The sequence below is a fragment of the Anoxybacillus amylolyticus genome, assembly GCF_001634285.1.
In the GTDB taxonomy this organism is placed as follows: domain Bacteria; phylum Bacillota; class Bacilli; order Bacillales; family Anoxybacillaceae; genus Anoxybacteroides; species Anoxybacteroides amylolyticum.
In genome coordinates this window covers 2,642,600-2,665,106 of record NZ_CP015438.1, presented here as the reverse complement: position 1 = coordinate 2,665,106, position 22,507 = coordinate 2,642,600, and the positions used below count along the sequence as shown (strand labels likewise).

Annotated in this window: 25 protein-coding genes and 1 pseudogene; 21 read left to right on the top strand and 5 right to left on the bottom strand. The window is 44.6% G+C overall.

Annotated features, from left to right (window positions below; all coding sequences use genetic code 11):
• Positions 1-776: 776 nt before the first annotated feature.
• Positions 777-1,316 carry an IS630 family transposase gene (locus GFC30_RS13735; RefSeq protein WP_066326398.1) on the bottom strand — a complete coding sequence of 180 codons (540 nt, stop codon included), beginning with the start codon at positions 1,314-1,316 and terminating at the stop codon, positions 777-779.
• Positions 1,317-1,450: 134 nt separating this feature from the next.
• Here GFC30_RS13735 and GFC30_RS13730 point away from each other — a divergent pair, with 134 nt between their 5' ends.
• On the top strand, positions 1,451-2,632 hold the full coding sequence (locus GFC30_RS13730) for an IS701 family transposase (RefSeq protein WP_066322703.1): 1,182 nt from the start codon (positions 1,451-1,453) through the stop codon (positions 2,630-2,632).
• A gap of 51 nt (positions 2,633-2,683) precedes the next feature.
• Here GFC30_RS13730 and GFC30_RS13725 read toward each other — a convergent pair whose 3' ends face one another.
• Positions 2,684-3,220 carry a helix-turn-helix domain-containing protein gene (locus GFC30_RS13725; RefSeq protein WP_066326397.1) on the bottom strand — a complete coding sequence of 179 codons (537 nt, stop codon included), beginning with the start codon at positions 3,218-3,220 and terminating at the stop codon, positions 2,684-2,686.
• Positions 3,221-3,381: 161 nt separating this feature from the next.
• Between GFC30_RS13725 and GFC30_RS16965 the strand changes: the two genes are divergently transcribed.
• The 15 genes from GFC30_RS16965 to GFC30_RS13650 all read left to right on the top strand — a co-directional run bounded on the left by GFC30_RS16965 (position 3,382) and on the right by GFC30_RS13650 (position 17,105).
• Complete coding sequence (locus GFC30_RS16965; protein WP_148660406.1) at positions 3,382-3,663, top strand: hypothetical protein; 282 nt, start codon at positions 3,382-3,384, stop codon at positions 3,661-3,663.
• Positions 3,664-3,690: 27 nt separating this feature from the next.
• Positions 3,691-3,942, top strand: coding sequence for a DUF4176 domain-containing protein (locus GFC30_RS13715; RefSeq protein WP_066326395.1), 252 nt, complete (start codon positions 3,691-3,693; stop codon positions 3,940-3,942).
• A 153-nt stretch (positions 3,943-4,095) separates the two neighbouring features.
• Positions 4,096-5,157, top strand: a complete 1,062-nt coding sequence (locus tag GFC30_RS13710; RefSeq protein WP_066326393.1) for an AI-2E family transporter — start codon at positions 4,096-4,098, stop codon at positions 5,155-5,157.
• 310 nt (positions 5,158-5,467) lie between these two features.
• Positions 5,468-8,104: an alanine--tRNA ligase gene (gene alaS, locus GFC30_RS13705; protein WP_066326392.1), complete on the top strand. Its 2,637-nt coding sequence runs from the start codon at positions 5,468-5,470 to the stop codon at positions 8,102-8,104.
• A gap of 76 nt (positions 8,105-8,180) precedes the next feature.
• Positions 8,181-8,444, top strand: coding sequence for an IreB family regulatory phosphoprotein (locus GFC30_RS13700; protein ID WP_066327429.1), 264 nt, complete (start codon positions 8,181-8,183; stop codon positions 8,442-8,444).
• 17 nt (positions 8,445-8,461) lie between these two features.
• Positions 8,462-8,878, top strand: a complete 417-nt coding sequence (ruvX, locus tag GFC30_RS13695; protein WP_066326391.1) for a Holliday junction resolvase RuvX — start codon at positions 8,462-8,464, stop codon at positions 8,876-8,878.
• Between the two features lie 13 nt (positions 8,879-8,891).
• Positions 8,892-9,185, top strand: a complete 294-nt coding sequence (locus GFC30_RS13690; protein ID WP_066326387.1) for a DUF1292 domain-containing protein — start codon at positions 8,892-8,894, stop codon at positions 9,183-9,185.
• Positions 9,186-9,330: 145 nt separating this feature from the next.
• Entirely contained in the window at positions 9,331-10,425 is a 1,095-nt protein-coding gene (gene mltG / locus GFC30_RS13685; protein ID WP_066326384.1) for an endolytic transglycosylase MltG, read from the top strand.
• A 111-nt stretch (positions 10,426-10,536) separates the two neighbouring features.
• Complete coding sequence (locus GFC30_RS13680) at positions 10,537-11,190, top strand: O-methyltransferase (RefSeq protein ID WP_066326382.1); 654 nt, start codon at positions 10,537-10,539, stop codon at positions 11,188-11,190.
• Positions 11,187-12,116, top strand: a complete 930-nt coding sequence (locus GFC30_RS13675) for a peptidase U32 family protein (RefSeq protein ID WP_066326380.1) — start codon at positions 11,187-11,189, stop codon at positions 12,114-12,116. Before GFC30_RS13680 ends, GFC30_RS13675 begins: the two co-directional genes overlap by 4 nt.
• A 19-nt stretch (positions 12,117-12,135) precedes the next feature.
• Positions 12,136-13,401 carry a peptidase U32 family protein gene (locus tag GFC30_RS13670; protein ID WP_066326379.1) on the top strand — a complete coding sequence of 422 codons (1,266 nt, stop codon included), beginning with the start codon at positions 12,136-12,138 and terminating at the stop codon, positions 13,399-13,401.
• Between the two features lies 1 nt (position 13,402).
• On the top strand, positions 13,403-14,038 hold the full coding sequence (gene udk, locus GFC30_RS13665; RefSeq protein ID WP_066326377.1) for a uridine kinase: 636 nt from the start codon (positions 13,403-13,405) through the stop codon (positions 14,036-14,038).
• A 113-nt stretch (positions 14,039-14,151) separates the two neighbouring features.
• Positions 14,152-14,628: a transcription elongation factor GreA gene (gene greA, locus GFC30_RS13660; RefSeq protein ID WP_066326375.1), complete on the top strand. Its 477-nt coding sequence runs from the start codon at positions 14,152-14,154 to the stop codon at positions 14,626-14,628.
• 47 nt (positions 14,629-14,675) lie between these two features.
• Positions 14,676-16,457: a peptidoglycan D,D-transpeptidase FtsI family protein gene (locus tag GFC30_RS13655; RefSeq protein ID WP_066326373.1), complete on the top strand. Its 1,782-nt coding sequence runs from the start codon at positions 14,676-14,678 to the stop codon at positions 16,455-16,457.
• A gap of 48 nt (positions 16,458-16,505) precedes the next feature.
• Positions 16,506-17,105 (top strand): YrrS family protein, encoded by a 600-nt coding sequence (locus GFC30_RS13650; protein WP_066326371.1) that lies wholly within the window; start codon positions 16,506-16,508, stop codon positions 17,103-17,105.
• Positions 17,106-17,126: 21 nt separating this feature from the next.
• On the opposite strand, the gene GFC30_RS13645 is transcribed toward GFC30_RS13650, so the two are convergent.
• Complete coding sequence (locus GFC30_RS13645; RefSeq protein ID WP_066326357.1) at positions 17,127-17,330, bottom strand: DUF2536 family protein; 204 nt, start codon at positions 17,328-17,330, stop codon at positions 17,127-17,129.
• Positions 17,331-17,465: 135 nt separating this feature from the next.
• Here GFC30_RS13645 and GFC30_RS13640 point away from each other — a divergent pair, with 135 nt between their 5' ends.
• The 5 genes from GFC30_RS13640 (at position 17,466) to GFC30_RS13620 (ending at position 21,216) form a co-directional block, all read left to right on the top strand.
• Positions 17,466-18,104, top strand: a complete 639-nt coding sequence (locus GFC30_RS13640) for a class I SAM-dependent methyltransferase (RefSeq protein WP_066326356.1) — start codon at positions 17,466-17,468, stop codon at positions 18,102-18,104.
• Between the two features lie 18 nt (positions 18,105-18,122).
• Positions 18,123-18,824, top strand: a complete 702-nt coding sequence (gene mtnN / locus GFC30_RS13635) for a 5'-methylthioadenosine/S-adenosylhomocysteine nucleosidase (RefSeq protein ID WP_066326355.1) — start codon at positions 18,123-18,125, stop codon at positions 18,822-18,824.
• A 39-nt stretch (positions 18,825-18,863) separates the two neighbouring features.
• Positions 18,864-19,787, top strand: coding sequence for a PLP-dependent cysteine synthase family protein (locus GFC30_RS13630; protein ID WP_066326354.1), 924 nt, complete (start codon positions 18,864-18,866; stop codon positions 19,785-19,787).
• Position 19,788: 1 nt separating this feature from the next.
• Positions 19,789-20,922, top strand: a complete 1,134-nt coding sequence (locus GFC30_RS13625; RefSeq protein ID WP_066326352.1) for a bifunctional cystathionine gamma-lyase/homocysteine desulfhydrase — start codon at positions 19,789-19,791, stop codon at positions 20,920-20,922.
• A gap of 63 nt (positions 20,923-20,985) precedes the next feature.
• Entirely contained in the window at positions 20,986-21,216 is a 231-nt protein-coding gene (locus GFC30_RS13620; RefSeq protein ID WP_066326351.1) for a YrhC family protein, read from the top strand.
• Positions 21,217-21,543: 327 nt separating this feature from the next.
• On the opposite strand, the pseudogene GFC30_RS13615 reads toward GFC30_RS13620, so the two are convergent.
• Together GFC30_RS13615 and tnpA are read right to left on the bottom strand one after the other, a co-directional pair.
• Positions 21,544-21,954, bottom strand: a pseudogene (locus GFC30_RS13615) (IS66 family transposase); the annotation flags it as partial.
• Between the two features lie 136 nt (positions 21,955-22,090).
• Positions 22,091-22,369 (bottom strand): IS66 family insertion sequence element accessory protein TnpA, encoded by a 279-nt coding sequence (gene tnpA, locus GFC30_RS17825; RefSeq protein ID WP_409978525.1) that lies wholly within the window; start codon positions 22,367-22,369, stop codon positions 22,091-22,093.
• Between the last annotated feature and the right edge of the window lie 138 nt (positions 22,370-22,507).

Below are 22,507 nucleotides of genomic sequence, written 5' to 3'. Positions count from 1 at the left end.
ACTATGTGTGTGTTTAATTTTAAACAAAAACTTCAACAAATATAGACACTTTCAAATTTTTAAATTTTAAGATATGCTAACAGGCGTGTTGATTAACCATTAAAAACCAGTTGACATCGCTCTATTCCTAGATTTTCTGCCGTATGATTCTGTTTTTTGGTAAAATAATGGATAATAAACACTCATGATATGCTAATTCTAATTATCTAAATAAAACGCCCATGAACCAGCATTTCTTGTCAACCAAGCGTGGAAATAACCAATTGTGAATCCGTTACTTTCACCGAAAAATAGTGGATAGTTAGTTTTCGTATTCCCAATTAAATAATGTTAAAAAACAAAGATAACGTCAAGAGTTTTGTTGTACTTTTTGCGATGTCGACATTTTTTCAAAGGATAGCGTACCACTCGATGGTTCTCTTCCTGCGCTCCCTTCACATCCTTCTTTTGTTGTTCTATATCCATCGATATTTTCCATTATACAAAGTAAAAAAGAGTCATCAACATAACATATACTTGACGAATGATACTTTTTCCTGAACAAGGATGTGAAAAAATCATTGATTTGCTGATTCTTCCTCACAAGCATTAGTAGAGCATGTTAAAAAATTAAGCACAAATTTTGATGAAAAGCCATTTTATTGTATAATAACTATCAAGAGATTATTGTAAAAAAAACAAAAATTTTTCTGAAGGGGGATTTTCATGTTATGGGAGCAATAATCTATGACTCTGCAAAAAACGGAGCATACGTAAAGAGTATATATAGGTTCAGATTAATTTTCCGACATAGCAACCTGTCCGATGCGTTGGAGCACTTTTTCTGGAAACTCAGAAAGGTACTCTAAGAACGAAACAATCGATTCTCGTAACTCTTTTCGACTAGGATGAAACCGATTGGCAATGACACTCTCTTTCAGCCAGCCCCAAATTCGTTCAACTAAATTTAAATTCGGCGAATAAGGGGGTAAGAATACAAAAGTTAACTGTTCTTCGTGCTCCTGTAAAAAAGGCTGAAGGACTTTGGCATGATGAATTTTTGCGTTATCCAAGACCATCACCACATGTTTATCTGGATATTGGTTCAATGTGTATTGGAGAAACTGCAGAAAAGCCTGTGCATTACATTGGTCCGTTTCCATACAGAGAAATTCACCCGTTTCGATATTCACACCGCCTAATAAGCTGACTGTTGCGTGGTGTCCGTACGTAGGAATTTGTTTTTGGCGCCCTTTGACACTCCATGTGGCCCGAAGAGCTTGATAGTCCCGAATATGACTTTCATCTTCATAGATGATGACTGTGTTGTCGGGCAAGTTTTTTTTTATGACTGTAGATGAGCAAAATCGATAACATAAATTTACATTGAGACAAAAAAGAAGACATGAACCCGATTCCTTGGTTAGAATAGATGTGCTACCAACCATTCACACAAGGAGGTTCATGTCTCATGAATAGATTAGCACATCATCAAGGAATCCACAAGTTTTTCACGACGTTGGGGTTGGCGCTTTATTTCTCGAAACCTGTGATGAAGCATCTCGTTCATATCGTGGATGCGATGGTGACGAAAGGTTTTTCGGGAACGTTGACCGATCTACATCATGGGAGTTTTCATCCGAACCATCGCACGACACTGAGCCATTTTTTCACGAAAAGTCCGTGGGATGAAGAGACATTGCTCCGCAAACTCCAGCAGTGGATGCTTCATCGTGTCGAACGCATCGCCAAACAGAAGAATCAACCCATTTTTGTTTCCATCGATGATACGATTTGCCAAAAAACGAAGCCTTCGTCACGGGCAACATGCGCTATTCAAGGGTGTGATTGGCATTATTCTCACACAGAGAAAAAATCGATTTGGGGGCATTCTCTCGTTTGGCTCATGGTTCATACGATGACTCAAGCGTTTCCGTTTGCTTTTCGCCCCTACGACAAGGAGGCTGGAAAAAGCAAAGGAAAACTCGCGATTGAGATGCTTTCTTCTTTGGATGTGAGTCGTCCTGTTTATGTACTGATGGACTCTTGGTATCCATCGAAAGCACTCGTGGAAGCCTGCTTGAAAAAAGGGTTCCACGTCATCGCGATGCTTAAGACGAACCGGATTCTCTATCCGAAAGGCATCGCCATCCAAGCGAAGCAGTTTGCCCGCTATCTCGAACCGAATGACACCCGCCTCGTCACGGTGGGAGAAGAGCGCTATCGCGTCTATCGTTACGAAGGAGCGCTCAACGGTCTCGATGATGCGGTGGTGCTACTTGTTTGGAAAGCCGATCAACCGATGACACCGGAACATCTTCATTGCGTCTTGAGCACCGATTGGGAGCTAAGCGACGAAGACATCTTGCGCTACTATGCCGAGCGTTGGTCGATCGAATGTTTTTTCCGTCAAGCGAAAGACCAGCTGAAACTCGATGGGTACCGCGTTCGTCATCATCGAGCGGTGAAACGTTACTGGATCTTGGTGCAGCTTGCTTACGTGTACAGCCTATTCGAGTCTAACAGCGATTTTTCGGATGGGCTCGATCTCCTGCGCAAGAGAAAAGGACATAGCCTCGTGGAGTTCATTTACCATGCAGCGAAACAAAATATTCCCATTGATACCGTGAAAAAACAGCTCCACGTGGCATAAGGGGTACCCTGTTTGTCTCTTTTACATGGTAATTATTGTAATTGAAATTGCTCAACTACAGTTTATGAGTTCTATTTCTTGTTGAAACTCTTTTTGTTTTTGAGGATTCGCCCGTTTGAGAGTATACGTAGGGCGTGTATAGCGAAATCCCCATCGGTGGAGCATATCGCAAATCCCACCGCGAGACATGGTGACAGAAAATTTCTCTTCTAACACATGTTGAATGATTCGTGTATTCCAGCTGGTCTCGATGCCGTATCCTTCATCGGCAGGGGTGCTTTCTTCCAACATCTTTCTTAATTCGCGTTCTTCGTCTGGAGACAGGTACGGCTTTCTACCCGGGGCGTAATGGCGTTCTAATAGCGCATCCATGCCACCTTGATTAAACTTTTGAACGTAAATCGAAACGGTTTCGCGATGGAGGTTCAAAAGCTCAGCGACTTGGATTCCTAAGTAGCCTTGCATAATGAGACGAATCACTGCCATTCGTTTCGCCATGTTGGCATTTTTCATTCGGCGTTCCTGTTCTTGAAGACGTTCGATGGTCCAACCATGATCGTTCGTAATTTGTAATCCTTTTTTCTTCATTCTTCATCCGCTCCTTTGATTGACTCGTTTAGGAGCAGTATAGACAAGAATACAGGTTGATTAAACGTGTCGGAATTTCAAACTGAATTTATATAGTTAGTTCCTATAGTAATACTTGGTCAAAACAAACCAGTAGCCCTAAAACAGAAGTTTCGGGACATGTGGTCGAGGCAGGATATAGTAAAGGAAAAACAAGCGCAAGTGTTAAAGTTATGGGAGCATCAGCTTCTGTTGGAGTTAAAACAGGAGGAGAAGCTTATTTGGCTAAATATGAAGCAAGTACAACAATAAAAATACCGTTTACCAATAAAAAAATCACAATAAGTGGAGAGGCTTCTATCGGATTCAGTGCAGAGGTAGAATTTGATGTAAAAAAGGCAAGATTCGGTGTAAAATATGGTAACGGAGTAGGTTTAGGTGTTACCTTTGATATTTCTAAATAACTAAATTTTGTAATAGAAGGTGAACATATGAGGAGTCATCGTGATTGGCTACCTATTGGCTCTGTTGTCATGTTGAAAGGATACGAGTCTAAACTAATGATTTACGGAAGAAATCAAATGAGAAATGGTTTGGAAAAATTCGATTATGTCGCATGCCATTATCCTCAAGGAAACATTTCTTCAAACTATAACGTTTTTTTTAATAAAGACCAAATTGAAAAAGTTTTATTCAAAGGTTTTATCGACGAAGAAGAAAGGATATTGCGCTTGCAACTTTAATTTCGACAAGGGACTGTCCAAAAAAGATAAAGCCATTGTTGTTGTGCCTGTCACCTATCGAACCATTCACATTAAAAAACAGCACCTAGAGGGGTGCTGTTTTTTGCATAATTATCCGCCAATCCTCCACACTAATGTGTAGGAGGGGTGTCTGTGCAAAATGAGCAATGGCGCTTTTTTATTCGCGTGACGAAAGTGTTGCTTGTCGTTGTGTTAGTTTATTTCATTATGAGGGTGAAAGAGTTTTGGCTGCCGGCGTTACGCGTGCTAGGCACCGTGTTAACCCCGTTTGTGCTTGGGGCGTTTATCGCGTATTTGTTGCATCCAGTCGTGGAATATCTCCACGCCAAAGGATGGCCGCGGGCGCTGGCAATTTTACTTATTTACGTTCTTTTTTTCGGCGGAATCGGCTATGGAGCGTACAAAGGCATCCCGATTTTTCTCAAACAGCTGCAAGACATGACAGAAAGTTTGCCGCTGCTTGTCGATACATATAAAGGATGGACAGACAAAATTCATGACGGCACTGCCGCTTGGCCGAAACAGATCCACCAACGCGTCGAAACGACAATTCTCGAAATCGAGGCGCTATTAGGACTATGGATAGCCAAAGCGGTTACAAGCGTCAAACATGTGTTAAATTCCGTTCTCGTGTTTTTACTCGTCCCATTTATCGCTTTTTATTTGTTAAAAGATATCGAACGCATCAAAAAAGCGGCCTGGGAATGGACGCCAAAAAAATGGCGAAATGAGGGGATTGCGTTTTTAAAAGATGTCGATAAGTCGCTTGGCAGCTACGTTCGCGGTCAGCTTCTCGTCTGCGTTTTGGTCGGAAGCGTCGCCGCCCTTTCGTTTTGGATAGCTGGCATGAAGTACGCGCTACTATTAGGGATTATCGTCGGGGCGACGAATGTTATCCCGTATTTCGGACCGATTATTGGCGCTATTCCTGCCGCTTTGTTAGCCGCTACCGTCTCGTTAAAAATGGTGCTCATTGTCCTTGCGATTATTTTTGTTTTGCAATTTATCGAAGGAAACGTCCTTTCTCCGCTCATCGTCGGCAAAAGTTTGCATATGCATCCGCTTGTCATTATGTTTTCCCTTTTTCTTGGCGGGGAAATTGCTGGAGTTGTCGGGATGATGATCGCTGTCCCGCTCGTTGCCATTGTCAAAGTTGCCTTTTTGCACGGAAAAGAACGCTTCCGTACACATTGACAATCAAAGGGAGCTTGTCTATAATCTGTGTGAAAAGGTTTATACATCAACGCAATGACGGATCGAGTATGTTACAGTCCATCTTAAAGCGCTTTCGGCGCACAGAGAGGAATTTCCGCGGCTGAAAGAAATTCCAGATGAAGGGTAACAGAACGCTAATCCGGAGTGCAGGCAAACCCTGCCGACGAAGCCACGTTACGGCGGTTGAGGTGATGGACGTTTTGTCCATAAACAGGGTGGTACCGCGAGCAAGCTCTCGTCCCTGAGCAGGGATGGGAGTTTTTTTATATTTTTAAGGGAGGAAGGAAACGTGAAAAAGCTAACATCTGCTCAAGTACGTCAAATGTTTTTAGACTTTTTTAAAGAAAAAGGTCACGCAGTTGAGCCGAGCGCGTCGCTTATTCCAATTGACGACCCATCGTTGTTATGGATTAACAGCGGTGTCGCAACGTTAAAAAAATATTTTGATGGCCGTGTCATTCCGGACAACCCGCGCATTTGTAATGCGCAAAAATCGATTCGCACAAACGATATTGAAAACGTTGGAAAAACGGCGCGCCATCACACGTTTTTTGAAATGCTCGGAAACTTTTCAATCGGTGACTATTTTAAGCGCGAAGCCATTCATTGGGCATGGGAGTTTTTAACGAGCGAAAAATGGATCGGCTTTGATCCGAACCGTCTTTCTGTTACGATTCATCCAGAAGATGAAGAAGCGTTTGACATTTGGCATAACGAAATTCGTTTGCCAGAAGAACGAATTATTCGTTTAGAAGGAAATTTCTGGGATATTGGAGAAGGCCCAAGCGGTCCAAATACAGAAATTTTCTACGATCGCGGGGAACAATTCGGCAACGATCCGAACGATCCTGAATTATATCCTGGCGGAGAAAACGAACGTTATTTAGAAGTATGGAACCTCGTCTTTTCTCAATTTAACCATAACCCTGACGGCACGTATACGCCGCTTCCTAAGAAAAACATTGATACAGGCATGGGGTTAGAGCGGATGTGCTCGATTTTACAAGACGTGCCGACAAACTTCGATACGGATTTATTTATGCCGATCATTCGTGCAACCGAGCAAATTTCTGGCGAGCAATACCGTACGGATACCGAAAAAGACGTAGCATTTAAAGTGATTGCCGACCACATTCGCACTGTCACGTTTGCAATTGGAGATGGCGCCCTTCCGTCGAATGAAGGACGCGGCTACGTCTTGCGCCGCTTATTGCGCCGTGCTGTCCGCTATGCGAAAAAGTTGAACATTAACCGTCCGTTTATGTACGAATTAGTGCCGGTTGTCGGCGAAATTATGGTCGACTATTATCCTGAAGTGAAAGAAAAAGCACAATTTATTCAAAAAGTCATTAAAAACGAAGAAGAGCGCTTCCATGAAACGTTAAACGAAGGCCTTGCGATTTTAGCGAGCGTCATCGAAAAAGAAAAACAACGTGGCAGCGACACGATTAACGGTGAAGATGTATTCCGTTTGTACGATACGTACGGCTTCCCGGTTGAATTAACGGAAGAGTATGCAGCCGAAGAAGGAATGAAAGTCGACCACGACGGGTTTGAACGGGAAATGGAACGGCAGCGCGAACGTGCGCGCGCGGCACGCCAAGAAGTCGATTCGATGCAAGTGCAAGGCGGTGTGCTCGGCGATATTAAAGTAGAAAGCGAATTCGTTGGCTACCATCAGCTTCGTACACAATCTGCCGTTACGGTCATCGTCAAAAACGGCGAGCTTGCGGAAGAAGTGCGCGAAGGAGAAGAAGCGCAAATTATGTTAGACGTCACGCCGTTTTATGCGGAAAGCGGCGGTCAAATCGCCGACCAAGGTTTCATCGAAAACGATGCGGTCAAAGCGTACGTGAAAGACGTGCAAAAAGCGCCAAACGGGCAACATTTACACCACGTCATCGTCGAAAAAGGAACATTGAAAAAAGGCGAAACGTATACAGCATCTCTTTTAGAAAATAAGCGGGCGCAAATCGTGAAAAACCATACCGCAACCCACTTATTGCACCAAGCGTTAAAAGATGTGCTTGGCGTGCATGTCAACCAAGCAGGGTCTTTAGTCGCACCAGACCGCTTGCGCTTTGACTTCTCGCATTTTGGACAAGTCAAACCGGAAGAATTAGAGCAAATCGAAGCGATTGTCAACGAAAAAATTTGGCAAAGCCTCCCGGTGCAAATTGAGTACAAACCGCTCGATGAAGCGAAAGCAATGGGAGCGATGGCGCTCTTCGGCGAAAAATACGGCGACATCGTCCGCGTCGTACAAGTCGGCAACTATAGCTTAGAGCTTTGCGGCGGCTGCCATGTCACGAACACGGCGGAAATCGGCTTGTTCAAAATCGTATCCGAATCCGGCATCGGCGCCGGTACACGCCGCATCGAAGCAGTGACAGGCGAAGCAGCGTACCGCTTTATGAATGATCAGCTTTCGTTATTGCAAGAAGTCGCGCAAAAACTAAAAACGAATCCGAAAGAAATCGTCGGACGGATTGATGGGTTAATGAACGAAATTCGTCAGTTGCAGCGTGAAAACGAATCGCTTGCAGCGCGACTTAGCAATCTAGAAGCAGCGAACCTTGTGAACAAGGCGAAACAAGTAAGTGGCATCCGCGTGCTTGCAAGTAAAGTAAACGCTCCAGACATGAACAGCTTACGGACGATGATGGACGAATTAAAACAAAAACTTGGCTCTGGCGTCATCGTGCTTGCATCGGTTCAAGACGACAAAGTGAACTTGATTGCGGGCGTCACGAATGACTTAATCGACAAAGGCTTCCATGCCGGAAAATTAATTAAAGAAGTCGCGACGCGATGCGGCGGTAGCGGGGGCGGACGTGCCGACATGGCGCAAGCGGGCGGAAAAGACGCAAACAAAGTCGGCGAAGCGCTACAATTTGTTGAAGAATGGGTAAAATCCGTTTTATAATTAGGGAATATAGTGTACAATGGATGTAAGAGGTGGAGATGCCAGATCTCTTGAATGGAGAGCGAGGTGCATGACGGTGAGCTCATTTGACCAAACGATGCAATTTAACTTTTCCGAAGAGCCTGCAGAAACGAACGTCCGCGACGTGCTATTAACCGTGTATGAGGCTCTTCAAGAAAAAGGGTACAACCCAATCAATCAAATCGTCGGTTATTTATTATCTGGCGACCCCGCTTACATCCCGCGCCATAAAGACGCACGCGCGCTTATTCGCAAAATTGAACGGGATGAATTAATCGAGGAATTGGTGAAATTCTATTTAACGACGGTGCGTCGTTAACGAGAAAGGATTGACGTATGCGCGTACTAGGCTTAGATTTAGGGACAAAAACGCTCGGGGTAGCGGTCAGCGACGAACTTGGCTGGACGGCACAAGGCATTGAAACGATTCCGATTGATGAGGAAAAAAATCAATTTGGCTTCAAAAGGCTTCGGGAAATTATTTCCGAGTACAACGTCGATACAATTGTGCTCGGGTTTCCGAAAAACATGAACGGAACTGTCGGTCCGCGCGGCGAAGCGAGCGAGCGGTTTGCGGATCTACTAAAGAAAGAGTTTTCCTTACCGGTCATTTTATGGGATGAGCGTCTTTCGACGATGGCAGCGGAGCGCATGCTCATTGCTGCCGATGTCAGCCGACAAAAGCGAAAAAAAGTCATCGATAAAATGGCGGCAGTGATGATTTTGCAATCTTACCTCGACAGTAAACAATAATGGAGGCATGAACATGGAACATGGCGAAAAACATATTACCGTGGTAGACGAGCATGGCAATGAGCAGCTATGCGAAGTATTATTTACGTTTGAATCTGAAGACTTTGGAAAATCGTACGTTTTCTACTATCCAATTGGTGCAGAATACGATGACGAGGAAGAAACAGAAATTCACGTTTCTGCGTTCGTTCCTGGCGAAGGTGACCAGGAGGGTGAACTTCAGCCGATTGAAACAGAAGAAGAGTGGGACATGATCGAAGAAGTGTGGAACACATTCTGCGCGGAACAAGAAGAAGACGAAGAATAATGCACGATGGCCGATGAGGCCATCTTTTTTGTGTGAAAATAACTAAATTTATCCTCAAGTGGCGAGTCAACGGTCTTTTTTGAAAAAAACATTAGCGAAAAATGCAAAAATTTGTAGTATAATATGTCGAGAATGGAGGGATTCAATGGAACAGAACGGACTTTTTCCAAAAGATATACAGCTTGTACGAAAGACCGTCTTTATCGTTAGCGCCGTCATCATTTTCCTTGTCGTTGCGACGGCGATTGGAAGCTATGTATATATTGAATCGGCGTTAAAACCAGTCGACCCAACGGACAAACGCCCGGTGGCGATTTCCATTCCGATTGGTTCAACGGTAAGCGACATTGCGACGACGTTAGAAAAAAAGGGAATTATTAAAAGCGCCGCCGTGTTTCGCTATTACGTCAAGTTTAAAAATCATGCCAATTTTCAAGCAGGAAATTATAAACTAACAAAAGCGATGACGCTTCCACAAATCATTGATTCCTTAAAAAAAGGAAAAGTAATGGAAGAAATAAAAGTGAAAATTACGATTCCAGAAGGAAAAAATCTTGAAGATATTGCGACAATTATTTCCCAAAAGACCGGCTATACGAAAGAAGAAGTGATGCACCAACTAAACGACCGTGCCTACATTCAAACGTTAATCAAAAAATACCCAATGGTGCTATCCAATGACGTATTGAATAAAAACATTCGTTATCCGCTCGAAGGCTATTTATTCCCAGCAACGTACTCCTTCGCCGAAGAAAAACCACCGCTTTCTTCCATCATTGAAGCGATGGTCGAAAAAACAGTAGAAGTTGTCGGGAAATACGAACAAGAGATGGAGGAGAAAAATTTCACCCCTCATCGTCTGTTAACGATTGCGTCCCTTATCGAAGCGGAAGCAACAGAAAAAGCAGATCGTAAAAAAATTGCGAGCGTTTTTTATAACCGGCTACACATCGGCATGCCGCTACAAACCGACCCGACAATCCTTTATGCGCTCGGGACCCATAAAGAGCGGGTCTATTACGAAGACTTAAAAGTTAACTCCCCGTACAACACGTATATTCATAAAGGATTGCCACCAGGACCAATCGCTAGCCCAGGAGAAATGTCGATTCAAGCCGCGCTTGAGCCGGATCAAACAAAATACCTTTATTTCCTGGCCACACCAGAAGGTGATGTGATTTTTACGAACACGCTGGAAGAACATAACCGCGAAAAAGCGAAATATATTGGAAAGCAGTAAAAACGTTCGCATTTCGTTTCGTTTTATGGTAGTATATATAAAGTTATCGGTTGATACATTCCCTTCTTAAGAGTCTGTTTTGGACTCTTATTTTTACGAGGAGGAATTCGTTTGTTACAAGAAGCACTTACGCAATATATTGAAACGCTTATCCCTCCCCGTGAGGCTGTCGTTCAAGAAATAGAAGTATATGCGAAAGAGCATCGCGTGCCGATTATGGACATTGTCGGCATCGAAGCGATGCTGCACGTATTGCAATATATCGAGCCGAAAACAATTTTAGAAATCGGCACAGCGATTGGCTATTCTGCAATTCGGATGGCGCTCAAGTTGCCAACAGCGCGCATCGTAACCATTGAGCGTGATCAAGCGCGGCATGAGCGAGCGCTTTTTTATATCGAACGGTCGGAAACGAACGAGCGTATTGACGCATTATTAGGGGATGCGTTTGACTTATATGAGGAAGTAAAAAAACGAGCGCCGTTTGACGTCATGTTTATCGACGCGGCAAAAGGGCAATATGAGCGGTTTTTTCGCTTATATGAACCGCTGTTAGCGGATGGGGGCGTTGTCATTACCGATAACGTTTTATTTAAAGGATTGGTAGCGGCAAACGAACCAATCGAAAATAAACGTTGGCGGCAATTAGTGAAAAAAATTCGTGAGTATAACGAATGGTTAATGCGCCGTCCAGATTACGATACGGTCATTTTACCAATTGGCGACGGCATTGCCATATCGAGAAAACGAGGTGAAACGAAGTGAAAAAACCGGAATTGTTAGTCACCCCAACAAGCGTTGCGCATATTCATGACCTTGCAAAAGCAGGGGCGGATGCGGTAGTGATTGGTGAGCAGCGCTACGGGTTGCGGCTTGCTGGAGAGTTTACCAGAAAAGACGTTCGCGAAGCGGTGGATGTGGCACGCCAGTACGGGATTCGCGTATATGTAGCGATGAACGCCCTTTTTCATAACGATAAAGTCGAGGAACTTAGCGATTACGTCCGCTTTTTGGCAGACACGGGAGTAGATGCCATCATCTTTGGCGACCCTGCCGTATTAATGACAGTTCGAGAAGTCGCTCCACAGATGAAGCTTCATTGGAATACGGAAACAACAGCAACGAACTGGTATGCGTGCAACTATTGGGGGCGAAAAGGAGCAAAACGCGCCATATTAGCACGTGAACTAAGCATGGACGCTATTATTGAAATTAAACAACATGCCGAAGTGGAAATTGAAGTGCAGGTGCACGGCATGACGTGCATGTTCCAATCCAAGCGGTCATTGATTGGCAACTATTTTGAATACCAAGGGAAATGGCTCGAAATCGAAAAGAAAAAGTATGAAAAAGGCATGTTTTTATACGACAAAGAACGCGACAACAAATACCCGATTTTTGAAGACGAAAACGGCACGCACATTATGAGCCCGAACGATATTTGCATTATTGACGAGCTCGAAGACATGGTCGACGCGGGTATTGACAGCTTTAAAATTGACGGCGTACTTCACGAACCGGAATATATCACAAAAGTGACAGAACTGTATCGCCGTGCGATCGATTTATGCGCCGAACAACGCGAACGATATGAAGCAGAAAAAGACGAATTGCTTGCGCAAATCGAAGCGATTCAACCGAAACATCGTCCGTTAGATACAGGCTTTTTCTTTAAAGAAACGGTGTACTAAACGAAAAGGAGGGGTGCATATGTGGAGAAACGAGCAAATTTCGAAAATCATTGACGGAAAGCGCGTCATTGTGAAAAAACCGGAACTATTGGCGCCGGCCGGAAACCTCGAAAAGCTCAAAGTCGCCGTCCATTACGGCGCAGATGCCGTCTTTATTGGCGGGCAAGAGTACGGGCTTCGTTCGAACGCCGACAATTTTACGCTCGAGGAAATGGCGGAAGGCGTCCGCTTTGCGAGCCAGTACGGCGCAAAAATTTATGTGACGACGAACATTTACGCCCATAACGAAAATATGCCGGGATTAGAAGAATATTTACAAGGTCTTCAAGAGGCGGGGGTGCATGGCATTATCGTTGCCGATCCGCTCATTATTGAAACGGCGCGCCGCGTCGCGCCAAAACTAGAAGTGCATTTAAGCACGCAACAATCGCTCACCAACTGGAAAGCGGTCCAATTTTGGAAAGAAGAAGGATTAGAGCGAGTCGTGCTGGCAAGGGAAACAAGTGCGGAAGAAATTCGTCAAATAAAAGAGAAGGTCGATATTGAAATCGAAACATTTATTCATGGGGCGATGTGCATTGCTTATTCGGGGCGGTGCGTATTGAGCAATCATATGACAGCGCGTGACTCGAATCGCGGCGGGTGCTGTCAATCGTGTCGTTGGGACTATGATTTGTACAAGCTAGAAGGCGACGAAGCGATGGCATTGTTTGACGAAACGGATGACCCGTTTGCGATGAGTCCGAAAGACTTAAACTTGATTCAATCGATTCCGAAAATGATTGAATTAGGTATTGACAGCTTGAAAATCGAAGGGCGGATGAAATCCATTCATTACGTCGCGACAGTCGTGAGCGTGTATCGAAAAGTCATTGACGCTTACTGTGCCGACCCAGACAATTTTGTCATTCGGAAAGAATGGCTTGATGAACTAGACAAATGTGCCAACCGTGACACAGCACCAGCCTTTTTTGAAGGGGTGCCTGGCTATAAAGAGCAAATGTTCGGCGTCCATAGCAAAAAAACGACGTACGATTTTGCCGGTTTTGTACTGGATTATGACCGCGATACGAAAATCGTCACCTTGCAGCAACGCAACTTCTTTAAACCAGGCGATACGGTCGAATTTTTCGGACCAGAAATCGAAAACTTTACGCAAACGGTCGGAACGATTTGGGACGAAGACGGAAATGAGCTCGATGCGGCGCGTCATCCGCTCCAAATTGTCAAATTTAAAGTAGAGAAAGAAGTCTTCCCGTACAACATGATGAGAAAGGAGCAATAACATGGGGAAGAAACCGGTTGTCATCGGGGTCGCAGGCGGCTCCGGTTCGGGGAAAACAAGCGTGGTGAAAGCAATTTATGAGCATTTTCAAGGGCATTCGATTTTAATGCTCGAGCAAGACTATTATTATAAAGACCAAAGCCACCTTCCGTTGGAAGAGCGGCTGAAGACGAACTATGACCATCCATTGGCATTTGATAATGATTTATTAATTGAACATCTCCATAAGCTGTTGAATTACGAACCGATTGAAAAGCCGGTGTACGACTATACCCTTCATACGAGAGCAAACGAAGTCATTTATGTCGAGCCGAAAGATGTGATTATTTTAGAAGGCATTCTTGTATTAGAAGATGAAAGATTGCGCAACTTAATGGATATTAAAGTATATGTTGACACAGATGCTGACATCCGTATTATCCGCCGATTAATCCGCGATATTAACGAACGCGGTCGGACGTTAGAATCGGTAATTGATCAATACGTCAACGTCGTCCGGCCGATGCATAACCAATTTATTGAGCCGACGAAGCGGTATGCTGACATTATTATTCCGGAAGGCGGTCATAATTATGTCGCGATTGATTTGATGGTTACAAAAATTCGAACAATTCTTGAACAAAAGTCTTTTTTGTAATACTATAACATAGATGCCAAATGAAGTGTATACATTGTCATGAACGATTTGTGTGTACGAACGTATGAAACGTTCGTACACTTTATACATACAAACTAAAAGGAGGAATACAAATGGCGAACGAAAAGCAATACCCGATGACAAAAGAAGGGAAGGAGAAATTAGAGCAAGAGCTCGAATATTTAAAAACCGTTAAACGAAAAGAAGTCGTCGAGCGTATTAAAATTGCCCGCGGATTTGGCGATCTTTCCGAAAACTCGGAGTACGATGCAGCGAAAGACGAGCAAGCGTTTGTGGAAGCGCGCATCCAAACGCTTGAAAACATGATTCGCAACGCACAAATTATTGAAGAAGATACGACGAATCCAGGCGTTGTGTCGCTTGGAAAATCGGTCACCTTCATTGAACTTCCAGATGGGGAAGAAGAAACGTACACGATTGTCGGGAGTGCTGAAGCTGATCCGTTCGAAGGAAAAATTTCGAACGACTCACCGATTGCAAAATCGCTCATGGGCAAAAAAGTAGGCGATGAAGTGAGCGTACAGACGCCAGGCGGCGAAATGCTTGTGAAAATCGTTGCGGTGAAATAGGTTTGAAACATACACACCTCGTCAACAATGGAGACGAGGTGTTTTTTATGCGAACGAAACGAACGATGGTCATTTTACTGGTGATTCAACTTTGTCTTTTGGGCTTAATCGGTCGATTAGCACAGCTTCAATTAGTAAGCACAGAATCGTTTTCCAACCAGCATATTAACTTAATCGAAGCAAGCGTTGCCCAACGGACGCAAGCAATGGTCGTGAGCGACGGACGCGGCACATTTGTCGATAAAAATGGTAAGCCGCTCACGGAACAAGAAATTCCAGTGCTTGTGTTATTTCCATTTTTAAAATCGATGGATTGGCCGATTGAGAAGGTGGCGAACATTCTTCATGTTTCCGCGAGTGCGCTTCGGCTGCAGCTCATGAAAGCTAAGGAGCCAATCGTCTTTTCAAGCGGGGACGAGCCGTTTCCATTGACAGAAGCGCAAATGAATAAAATCAACCGCCTTCATCTTGCGGGGGTAGTTGCAGTGAAAAAACAATATCCGATCGAGCATTCGTACGCCGCACAATTGATTGGATTTACACGAGAAGATCCACAATTGTTGCGCGTTCGTTATGGTGAGCGGCCGATTTCTGCGCAAACAAAAGTCGGCATTCACGGATTGCAAAAAGCGTTCGATGAATTTTTGCTTCCAGAGGGAGAAACACGGCTTCTATACCACGTGGATGCGGAAGGGGGACCTTTATTTGGATTGGATGTAAAATATAGTGCCCCTGGTAATCCCTTTTATCCAATTACGGTGCAAACGACGTTGGACCGGGATTTGCAAGAAATGACCGAAAAGGTCCTCGATGAAAAAGGGCTAGAAAAAGGAGGAGCGGTGCTGTTAGACGTTGCTACAAATAGTGTGCTAGCGATAGCAAGCCGTCCGGCAATGGATCCGCACGACCCGTATAAAAATAATGGAGCAGAAAATCAAATGGTTTTGCCGCAAATCCCAGGATCGGTGTTTAAGACGGTCATTGCCGCTGCTGCGATTGAAAAGGGCATCGCCAAGCAAATGTTTGAGTGCAGCCGTAAAATTGACGGCACGCCTGATACGGAGCATTCGTATGGACAGCTTTCGTTTGCCGAAAGCTTTGCCGTGAGCTGTAATAACGCGTTTGGAACGTTAGGAAAACAGCTCGTCAGCCAAAACAAAGACATTATCGAACAATACGCCGAAAAGCTTGGCTTGTACCCGCTTGTCGGCTGGCAAGGTGACGTCTACCATCTCACCAATTTTCGACAGTTGCCGGAAGAAAAAAGCGGGGCAATTTGGCACGACAAAAGCGATAAATATGTTCCGCTCGCGGTTGCCCAAACGGCAATTGGACAAAAGAACGTTCGCGTTTCCCCGTTGGCGGTGGCGAATATGATGGCGACGATTGCCCGCGGTGGGGAAGCGAAACAAGTGCGGGTGGTAAGCAAAATGGTGTACAAAAACGGCACTACTTTTTTTACATTTCCCGAACAGCCGCTTGCTCAAGACCCACTTTCTCATGCAACGGTGCGAAAGATGCAGGAATTGTTACGGGGAGTTGTAACCGATGCGCGCGGTACAGGGAGAAGGTTTCAAACGCTTCCGTATGCAGTGGCGGGAAAATCAGGAACGGCGCAAACCGGGAAAACGAATGCATCAGGCGAACCGCTTATCAATAAATGGTTTGCCGGCTATTTTCCAGCCGATTCGCCAAAGTACGTGCTCGTTGTCGTTGCCCTCGACAGCACGAGCGAACGTGCAGTGACAAACGACGTATTTTATGAACTTGTCAAGAGACTTTATGAGTGGGATGCGGCGCAACAAGCGAAAGACGTAAGTCCGAAATGACAACAAAGCATTTGTGTACTACAATAAAGAGGGAGAGGAGGAGCAGGTGTGAAGGAAACAAATTCCCGTTTTGAACAGCGCGCCAAGCGGCGGAAAGTGAATCGGATATTAAACATTGCCCTTGCGTTTGTGTTTTTATTAATTGTCTTTTTTAGCTGGCAGCTTTTTTTCACCGGCGACAAATCGAAACAAACGGGAAAAACAAACATAAACGAAACGAAAAAAACGGATAGCGATAAAGTGGAAGTGGAAATCGGAGAAACGGAAAAAACAAGTAAAGAGGAAACAGCAACAACGGAATCAACCGAGAAAGCAGAAGTCATCGAAACAGCAGGTGACCCGGCATCAGGAGTGGAAAAAGAAATCGTCGACCCGTCATGGCAACCGATTGGCACAACGCAATCCGAGCCGCACGTGACGACGTTTGACGAAAACTCTGTCGATTGGAAAGAAATGATCGATGCGGTAAGCTACGCAACTGGTTTAGCGCACGACAATATAATCGTCTGGTTTATCGGCAACAATGGCCCGAATAAAGCGGTCGCAACTGTATCACCGAAAGATAAAAGTGTGAAATATAAAGTATATATCGCTTGGGTGGAACATCAGGGCTGGAAGCCAGAAAAAATTGAGCAGTTAACAAAGTAGCGGATGCATTGGGACATCCGCTCATTTTTTTGCTTTAAAATGAACGACGGCGCTATAAAATCGTTGTCCGTTTTCCGAGACGTGCATTTGGTGCGAGACGTGATACACTTCGAGCATAAGTGCTTTATTTTGTTCAATTTGTTCGTTTATTTTTTTCTCTAATGTCTTTAAATCCGCTGCTTCAAAAAACTCCACTTTGTCTTGAATGAAATCAAACGTAAGCATCGTTCTCCTCCTTTCCATCTGTAGTTTAGCATATTTCCGTTGAACAAATGAAAAAATTATGTTAGATTAAGAACAGGACATAAATTAATTCATAGTATATAAATAGGAATTATAAGAATTATGGAGCGTGACATCATGGGCAGAGAATTTTTAGACATCTTTGAAACGTGGGCACAGTCGTACGATTCGTCTGTATATGGACACGATGAACAGTATCGTGACGTATTTGACGGATATGAAGCGATTTTAAATACAGTAGTCGAAAAAAGCGGCAACGTTGTTTTAGAGTTTGGCGTTGGCACAGGGAATTTAACAAAAAAATTACTTGAAGCAGGAAAAACCGTATACGGCGTTGAACCGTCGGCGCCAATGCGGGAACTGGCAATGGAAAAACTAGAAGGGGTATCGATACAAGACGGCGACTTTTTACAGTTTCCCGTTCCAAATGAAGCAATTGACACGATCGTCAGCACATACGCCTTTCACCATTTAACTGATGAAGAAAAAGAGCAAGCGATTAGTAAGTATGGCGAGCTGTTGACGAAAGGTGGTAAAATAGTGTTTGCGGATACAGCCTTTGTTGACAAAAAAGCGCACGAACAAATGGTACAGGAAGCGAAAGCGAAAGGATTTCACGCGTTAGCGGACGATTTAGCACGCGAATACTATACGACGCTTCCGGTGCTAGAACGTATATTTACTACGCATGGCTTTACAGTGGCATTTACACCATTAAACCGGTTCGTTTGGTTGATGGAGGCTGTCAAACAATAAGGGAAAGAGGTTGAAACGATGAAAGTAGCCATTATTGGGGCGATGGAAGAAGAAGTCGCCATTTTGCGTGAAAAAATCGAAAACAGAAACGATACAACAATTGCCAACTGTGAATTTTACACCGGCACATTGCATGGAGTGGACGTCGTTTTATTAAAATCTGGCATCGGCAAAGTGAATGCGGCGATGTCGACAACGATTTTATTGGAACGGTTTCAGCCGGATGTCGTCATTAACACAGGGTCTGCTGGCGGCTTTCTCGCTTCGTTAAATGTCGGCGATATCGTCATTTCAACAGAAGCAGCGCACCATGACGTGGATGTAACGGCGTTTGGTTATGCGTACGGTCAAGTGCCGGGATTGCCGGCGCGCTACGTCTCAGACGAGAAGCTCGTCGCCATTGCCGAAAAAAGCGCCGCTAACATTCGCGGTGTACAAGTCGCGAAAGGACTGATTGCGACGGGCGATTCGTTTATGCACGACCCAGCGCGCGTGGAATTTGTACGCACGCAATTTCCAGAATTGTGCGCAGTAGAAATGGAAGCAGCGGCGATTGCGCAAGTGTGCCACCAATTTGGCGTGCCGTTTGTCGTCATTCGCGCGCTTTCTGACATTGCTGGCAAAGAATCGAACGTTTCGTTTGAACAGTTTTTGCATAAAGCAGCGCTTCACTCGTCTGAACTTGTGCAGGCGATGGTGAACGAATTAAAGCAGCTATAAGGAGAGGTTCTCTCCTTATTTTCTTTGTGAGGTGACACCATGAAAGTAGCAAAAAACGTGCACGATTTAATTGGCAATACGCCGGTGGTTGAAATTACGCACTTTCCGCTTCCGGAAGGGGTGCGCTTGTTTGCGAAGCTTGAATATTTTAACCCTGGCGGAAGCATTAAAGACCGTTTAGGACAAGAGTTGCTGCGCGATGCGCTCGAAACAGGAAAATTAACAGAAGGTGGAACGATTATTGAACCAACGGCGGGAAATACAGGCATCGGGTTAGCATTGGCGGCGATTGGGAAAAACATTCGCGTCATTTTTTGCGTCCCAGAAAAATTTAGCATTGAAAAGCAACAGCTCATGAAAGCGCTCGGAGCGACGATTATTCATACTCCAACAAGCGAAGGAATGCAAGGAGCGATTCGCAAAGCGAAAGAACTTGCTGCGGCGATGCCAAACGCCTATTGTCCGCAACAGTTTGAAAATCCAGCCAATCCACGGACGTATTATAAAACGCTTGGTCCAGAGCTTTGGGAACAGTTGGACGGGCAAATTGACGTCTTTGTCGCAGGCGCTGGTTCGGGTGGCACGTTTATGGGAACGGCGCAATTTTTAAAAGAGAAAAATTCGGAGATTAAAACGGTCATTGTCGAACCAGAAGGCTCCATTTTAAACGGTGGCGAGCCAGGACCGCATAAAACAGAAGGGATCGGCATGGAATTTTTGCCAGATTATATGGACCGAAGCTACTTTGACGCCATTCATACAGTGCTTGATGAAGATGCGTTTCGCTCAGTAAAAGAATTGGCGGAAAAAGAAGGATTGCTCGTTGGAAGTTCCTCCGGTGCAGCGTTTCATGCAGCGCTTTTAGAAGCAAAACAAGCAAAGCCGGGAACAAATATCGTCGTCATTTTTCCTGATAGCAGCGAGCGGTATTTAAGCAAAAATATTTACGAAGGCGGGATGTAAGGTGAGAAGAAAAACAAAGTTGATTCATGGCGGCATTGTCGGTGACCCGCATACAGGGGCGGTGTCGGTGCCGATTTATCAAGTGAGCACGTATAAGCAAGAAGGAGTCGGCGGACATAAAGGGTACGAATATTCACGTACCGGCAACCCGACGCGCCATGCATTAGAGGAGTTAATAAAAGATGTAGAAGAAGGATACGCTGGCTTTGCGTTCAGTTCAGGCATGGCGGCGATTACGGCAGTGATGATGCTGTTTAATAGCGGAGACCATGTCATTTTAACCGACGATGTGTATGGCGGTACATATCGCGTCATGACGAAAGTATTAAACCGCCTCGGCATCGAATCGACGTTTGTGGATACGAGCGACATTTCTCACATTGAAAAGCATATCAAGCCAAACACGAAGGCAATTCATATCGAAACGCCGACGAATCCGTTGTTGAAAATTACGGATTTGCAAGCAGTGTGTACGCTTGCTAAACAGCACGAGCTACTTACGATTGTCGATAATACGTTCAGCACGCCGTATTGGCAAACGCCGCTTGCGTTTGGTGCGGATATCGTGATCCATAGTGCGACGAAATATTTAGGTGGTCATAGCGACGTTGTTGCTGGGCTTGTCGTCGTCAACTCGGAAAAACTTGCAACCGACTTGCATTTTATCCAAAACTCCACAGGCGGCATTCTCGGCCCGCAAGACTCGTGGTTATTGATGCGCGGCATTAAGACGCTTGGCATTCGCATGGAAGAGCATGAGACAAATACAAGAAAAATCGTGGACTTTTTAGTGAACCATCCAGCGGTGAAAAAGGTGTACTACCCAGGGCTTGAAACGCATCCGAATCACGAGGTGGCGAAAAAACAAATGCGCGGCTTTGGCGGCATGGTGTCGTTTGACGTTGGCAGTGCCGAAAAAGCGGAGCAAGTATTAACCCGTGTCCGCTACTTTACGTTAGCCGAAAGTTTAGGCGCAGTCGAGAGCTTAATTTCGCTCCCGGCGAAAATGACGCACGCCTCGATTCCGAAAGAGCGTCGCGACGAACTTGGCATTACCGACGGACTGATCCGCATTTCGGTCGGATTAGAAGATGTGCACGATTTAATCGAAGACTTGGCGCAAGCATTGGCATAAATTACATCGCCCTCTTTTTTCTTTTCTATGATACATTGAAAGAAGGAAAGGGGGACGGCTGTTGTGGATGAACAAAAGCAAAATTGGTTAGGAAAAGCACGTGACTATAAAGCATACAGTCTCGTATTATTTGCCCTTAGTGCGTTTTTATATATCGGCACATTAATCCCAAATGCCATTGATGGAACAAAGCGCCCGCTTGTGCTTGGAGTGGTGTTCGTTCTCATGCTCGCCTCCATTTTTTTCTCACATCGCTCAAATGTATACGTACGGAAATTAGAAGATGACGTATAATTTGCTTTGCTCCGTTTTCGAACGGAAAAAGTGGCGTCGATGAGTCATCAAAGCGGTTATCGGCTTACTATCGCAGAAGGGAATAAGTATAAAACAGTCTCTGAACAGGAGGCTGTTTTTTATAGGTGTTTAATTTGTGAACAAAAAAGCCAGCGTCTAGCACGCTGACTTTTTTCGTATGGCTTAACCTTTCAAGTGTTCATGTACTTCTTTTTCCGTCATATCGAGGATATTCGCAATCTCCGCAACGCTCATTCCTTTTTCATTCATTTTTCTAATGTAAACGTCAAATAGCCCCCACCTTTTTGAAGGCCGGGGCTTGGGGTATTATTTAGTTAGCTGCTGAAAAGCAATACATGAAACAGGGAGTGTGGTTGACCAAGGAAGCATTTGATCTAATGCGTTCTTGTCTGACAAATCCATATTGGGAAGCTTCTCAAAAAGATAGCGAAGGTAATAATATGGATGTAAATGATTCGCTTTCGCTGTCTCCACCATGCTGTAGATGATGGCACTTGCCTGTGCACCTTGTGGTGTATTGGCGAAAAGCCAATTTTTCCTTCCGATGACCACCGATTTGATCGAGCGTTCGCTGCGATTATGATCGATCTCCAGTCGCCCATCCTCTAAAAAGGCCACTAATTTATCCCATTGGTTCAGACAATACGCAATGGCTTTTCCTAATGCGCTCTTTGGCAACACGTGCTGTTTTTGCTTTTGAAGCCATGACAAAAAAGCGTCTATGATGGGTTTGCTTTGCTTTAGGCGTTCTTCCTACCGATCTTTAGGTCTAATTTTTTTCATTTACGTTCCACCGCAAACAGTTGGTTACAGAAATTCAGACCTTCCGTTGCGGTCACTGTTGCCGCATTCTTCAACATAACGTTTTCAACACCTTCACCACATCGGCAAAAAGCGAAGGAGGAAATCCTTGCTTTACCTCAATCGAACATTCGCCGATTTTTACTTGGATGGAATCCTCTTCACGAAACGATGAATCTGCCATCACAACAGATGCCCATTTTGTAGAGGGATTTGGTGTAGCGTTGGAACCTTCGAGCCGTTTGAGCCAGTACTTCAGCTGGTGAACCTTTAACCTATTCCTTTCACACCATTTTGCTTGGGTGAGACCACTCGCCCTGTAATCAGCAATGCGCTGTTCCCATTCCTGTCTTCATTCGTTTTTGTCCATACCAAAACTCCTTTAATAAAGATTTCTAAAGAAATTATGGCATCGATGTAGGGGCAAAACTAGGTGGGGAGAATTTGACGCTTACTGATGTACAGATAC

Bases quoted from the DNA above. Each gene is read 5' to 3' on its own strand.
- GFC30_RS13730 (WP_066322703.1), top strand. From the start codon at position 1,451: ATGAATAGATTAGCACATCATCAAGGAATCCACAAGTTTTTCACGACG.
- GFC30_RS13725 (WP_066326397.1), bottom strand. From the start codon at position 3,220: ATGAAGAAAAAAGGATTACAAATTACGAACGATCATGGTTGGACCATC.
- GFC30_RS13715 (WP_066326395.1), top strand. From the start codon at position 3,691: ATGAGGAGTCATCGTGATTGGCTACCTATTGGCTCTGTTGTCATGTTG.
- ruvX (WP_066326391.1), top strand. From the start codon at position 8,462: ATGCGCGTACTAGGCTTAGATTTAGGGACAAAAACGCTCGGGGTAGCG.
- GFC30_RS13690 (WP_066326387.1), top strand. From the start codon at position 8,892: ATGGAACATGGCGAAAAACATATTACCGTGGTAGACGAGCATGGCAAT.
- mltG (WP_066326384.1), top strand. From the start codon at position 9,331: ATGGAACAGAACGGACTTTTTCCAAAAGATATACAGCTTGTACGAAAG.
- GFC30_RS13670 (WP_066326379.1), top strand. From the start codon at position 12,136: ATGTGGAGAAACGAGCAAATTTCGAAAATCATTGACGGAAAGCGCGTC.
- udk (WP_066326377.1), top strand. From the start codon at position 13,403: ATGGGGAAGAAACCGGTTGTCATCGGGGTCGCAGGCGGCTCCGGTTCG.
- greA (WP_066326375.1), top strand. From the start codon at position 14,152: ATGGCGAACGAAAAGCAATACCCGATGACAAAAGAAGGGAAGGAGAAA.
- GFC30_RS13655 (WP_066326373.1), top strand. From the start codon at position 14,676: ATGCGAACGAAACGAACGATGGTCATTTTACTGGTGATTCAACTTTGT.
- GFC30_RS13645 (WP_066326357.1), bottom strand. From the start codon at position 17,330: ATGCTTACGTTTGATTTCATTCAAGACAAAGTGGAGTTTTTTGAAGCA.
- GFC30_RS13640 (WP_066326356.1), top strand. From the start codon at position 17,466: ATGGGCAGAGAATTTTTAGACATCTTTGAAACGTGGGCACAGTCGTAC.
- mtnN (WP_066326355.1), top strand. From the start codon at position 18,123: ATGAAAGTAGCCATTATTGGGGCGATGGAAGAAGAAGTCGCCATTTTG.
- GFC30_RS13630 (WP_066326354.1), top strand. From the start codon at position 18,864: ATGAAAGTAGCAAAAAACGTGCACGATTTAATTGGCAATACGCCGGTG.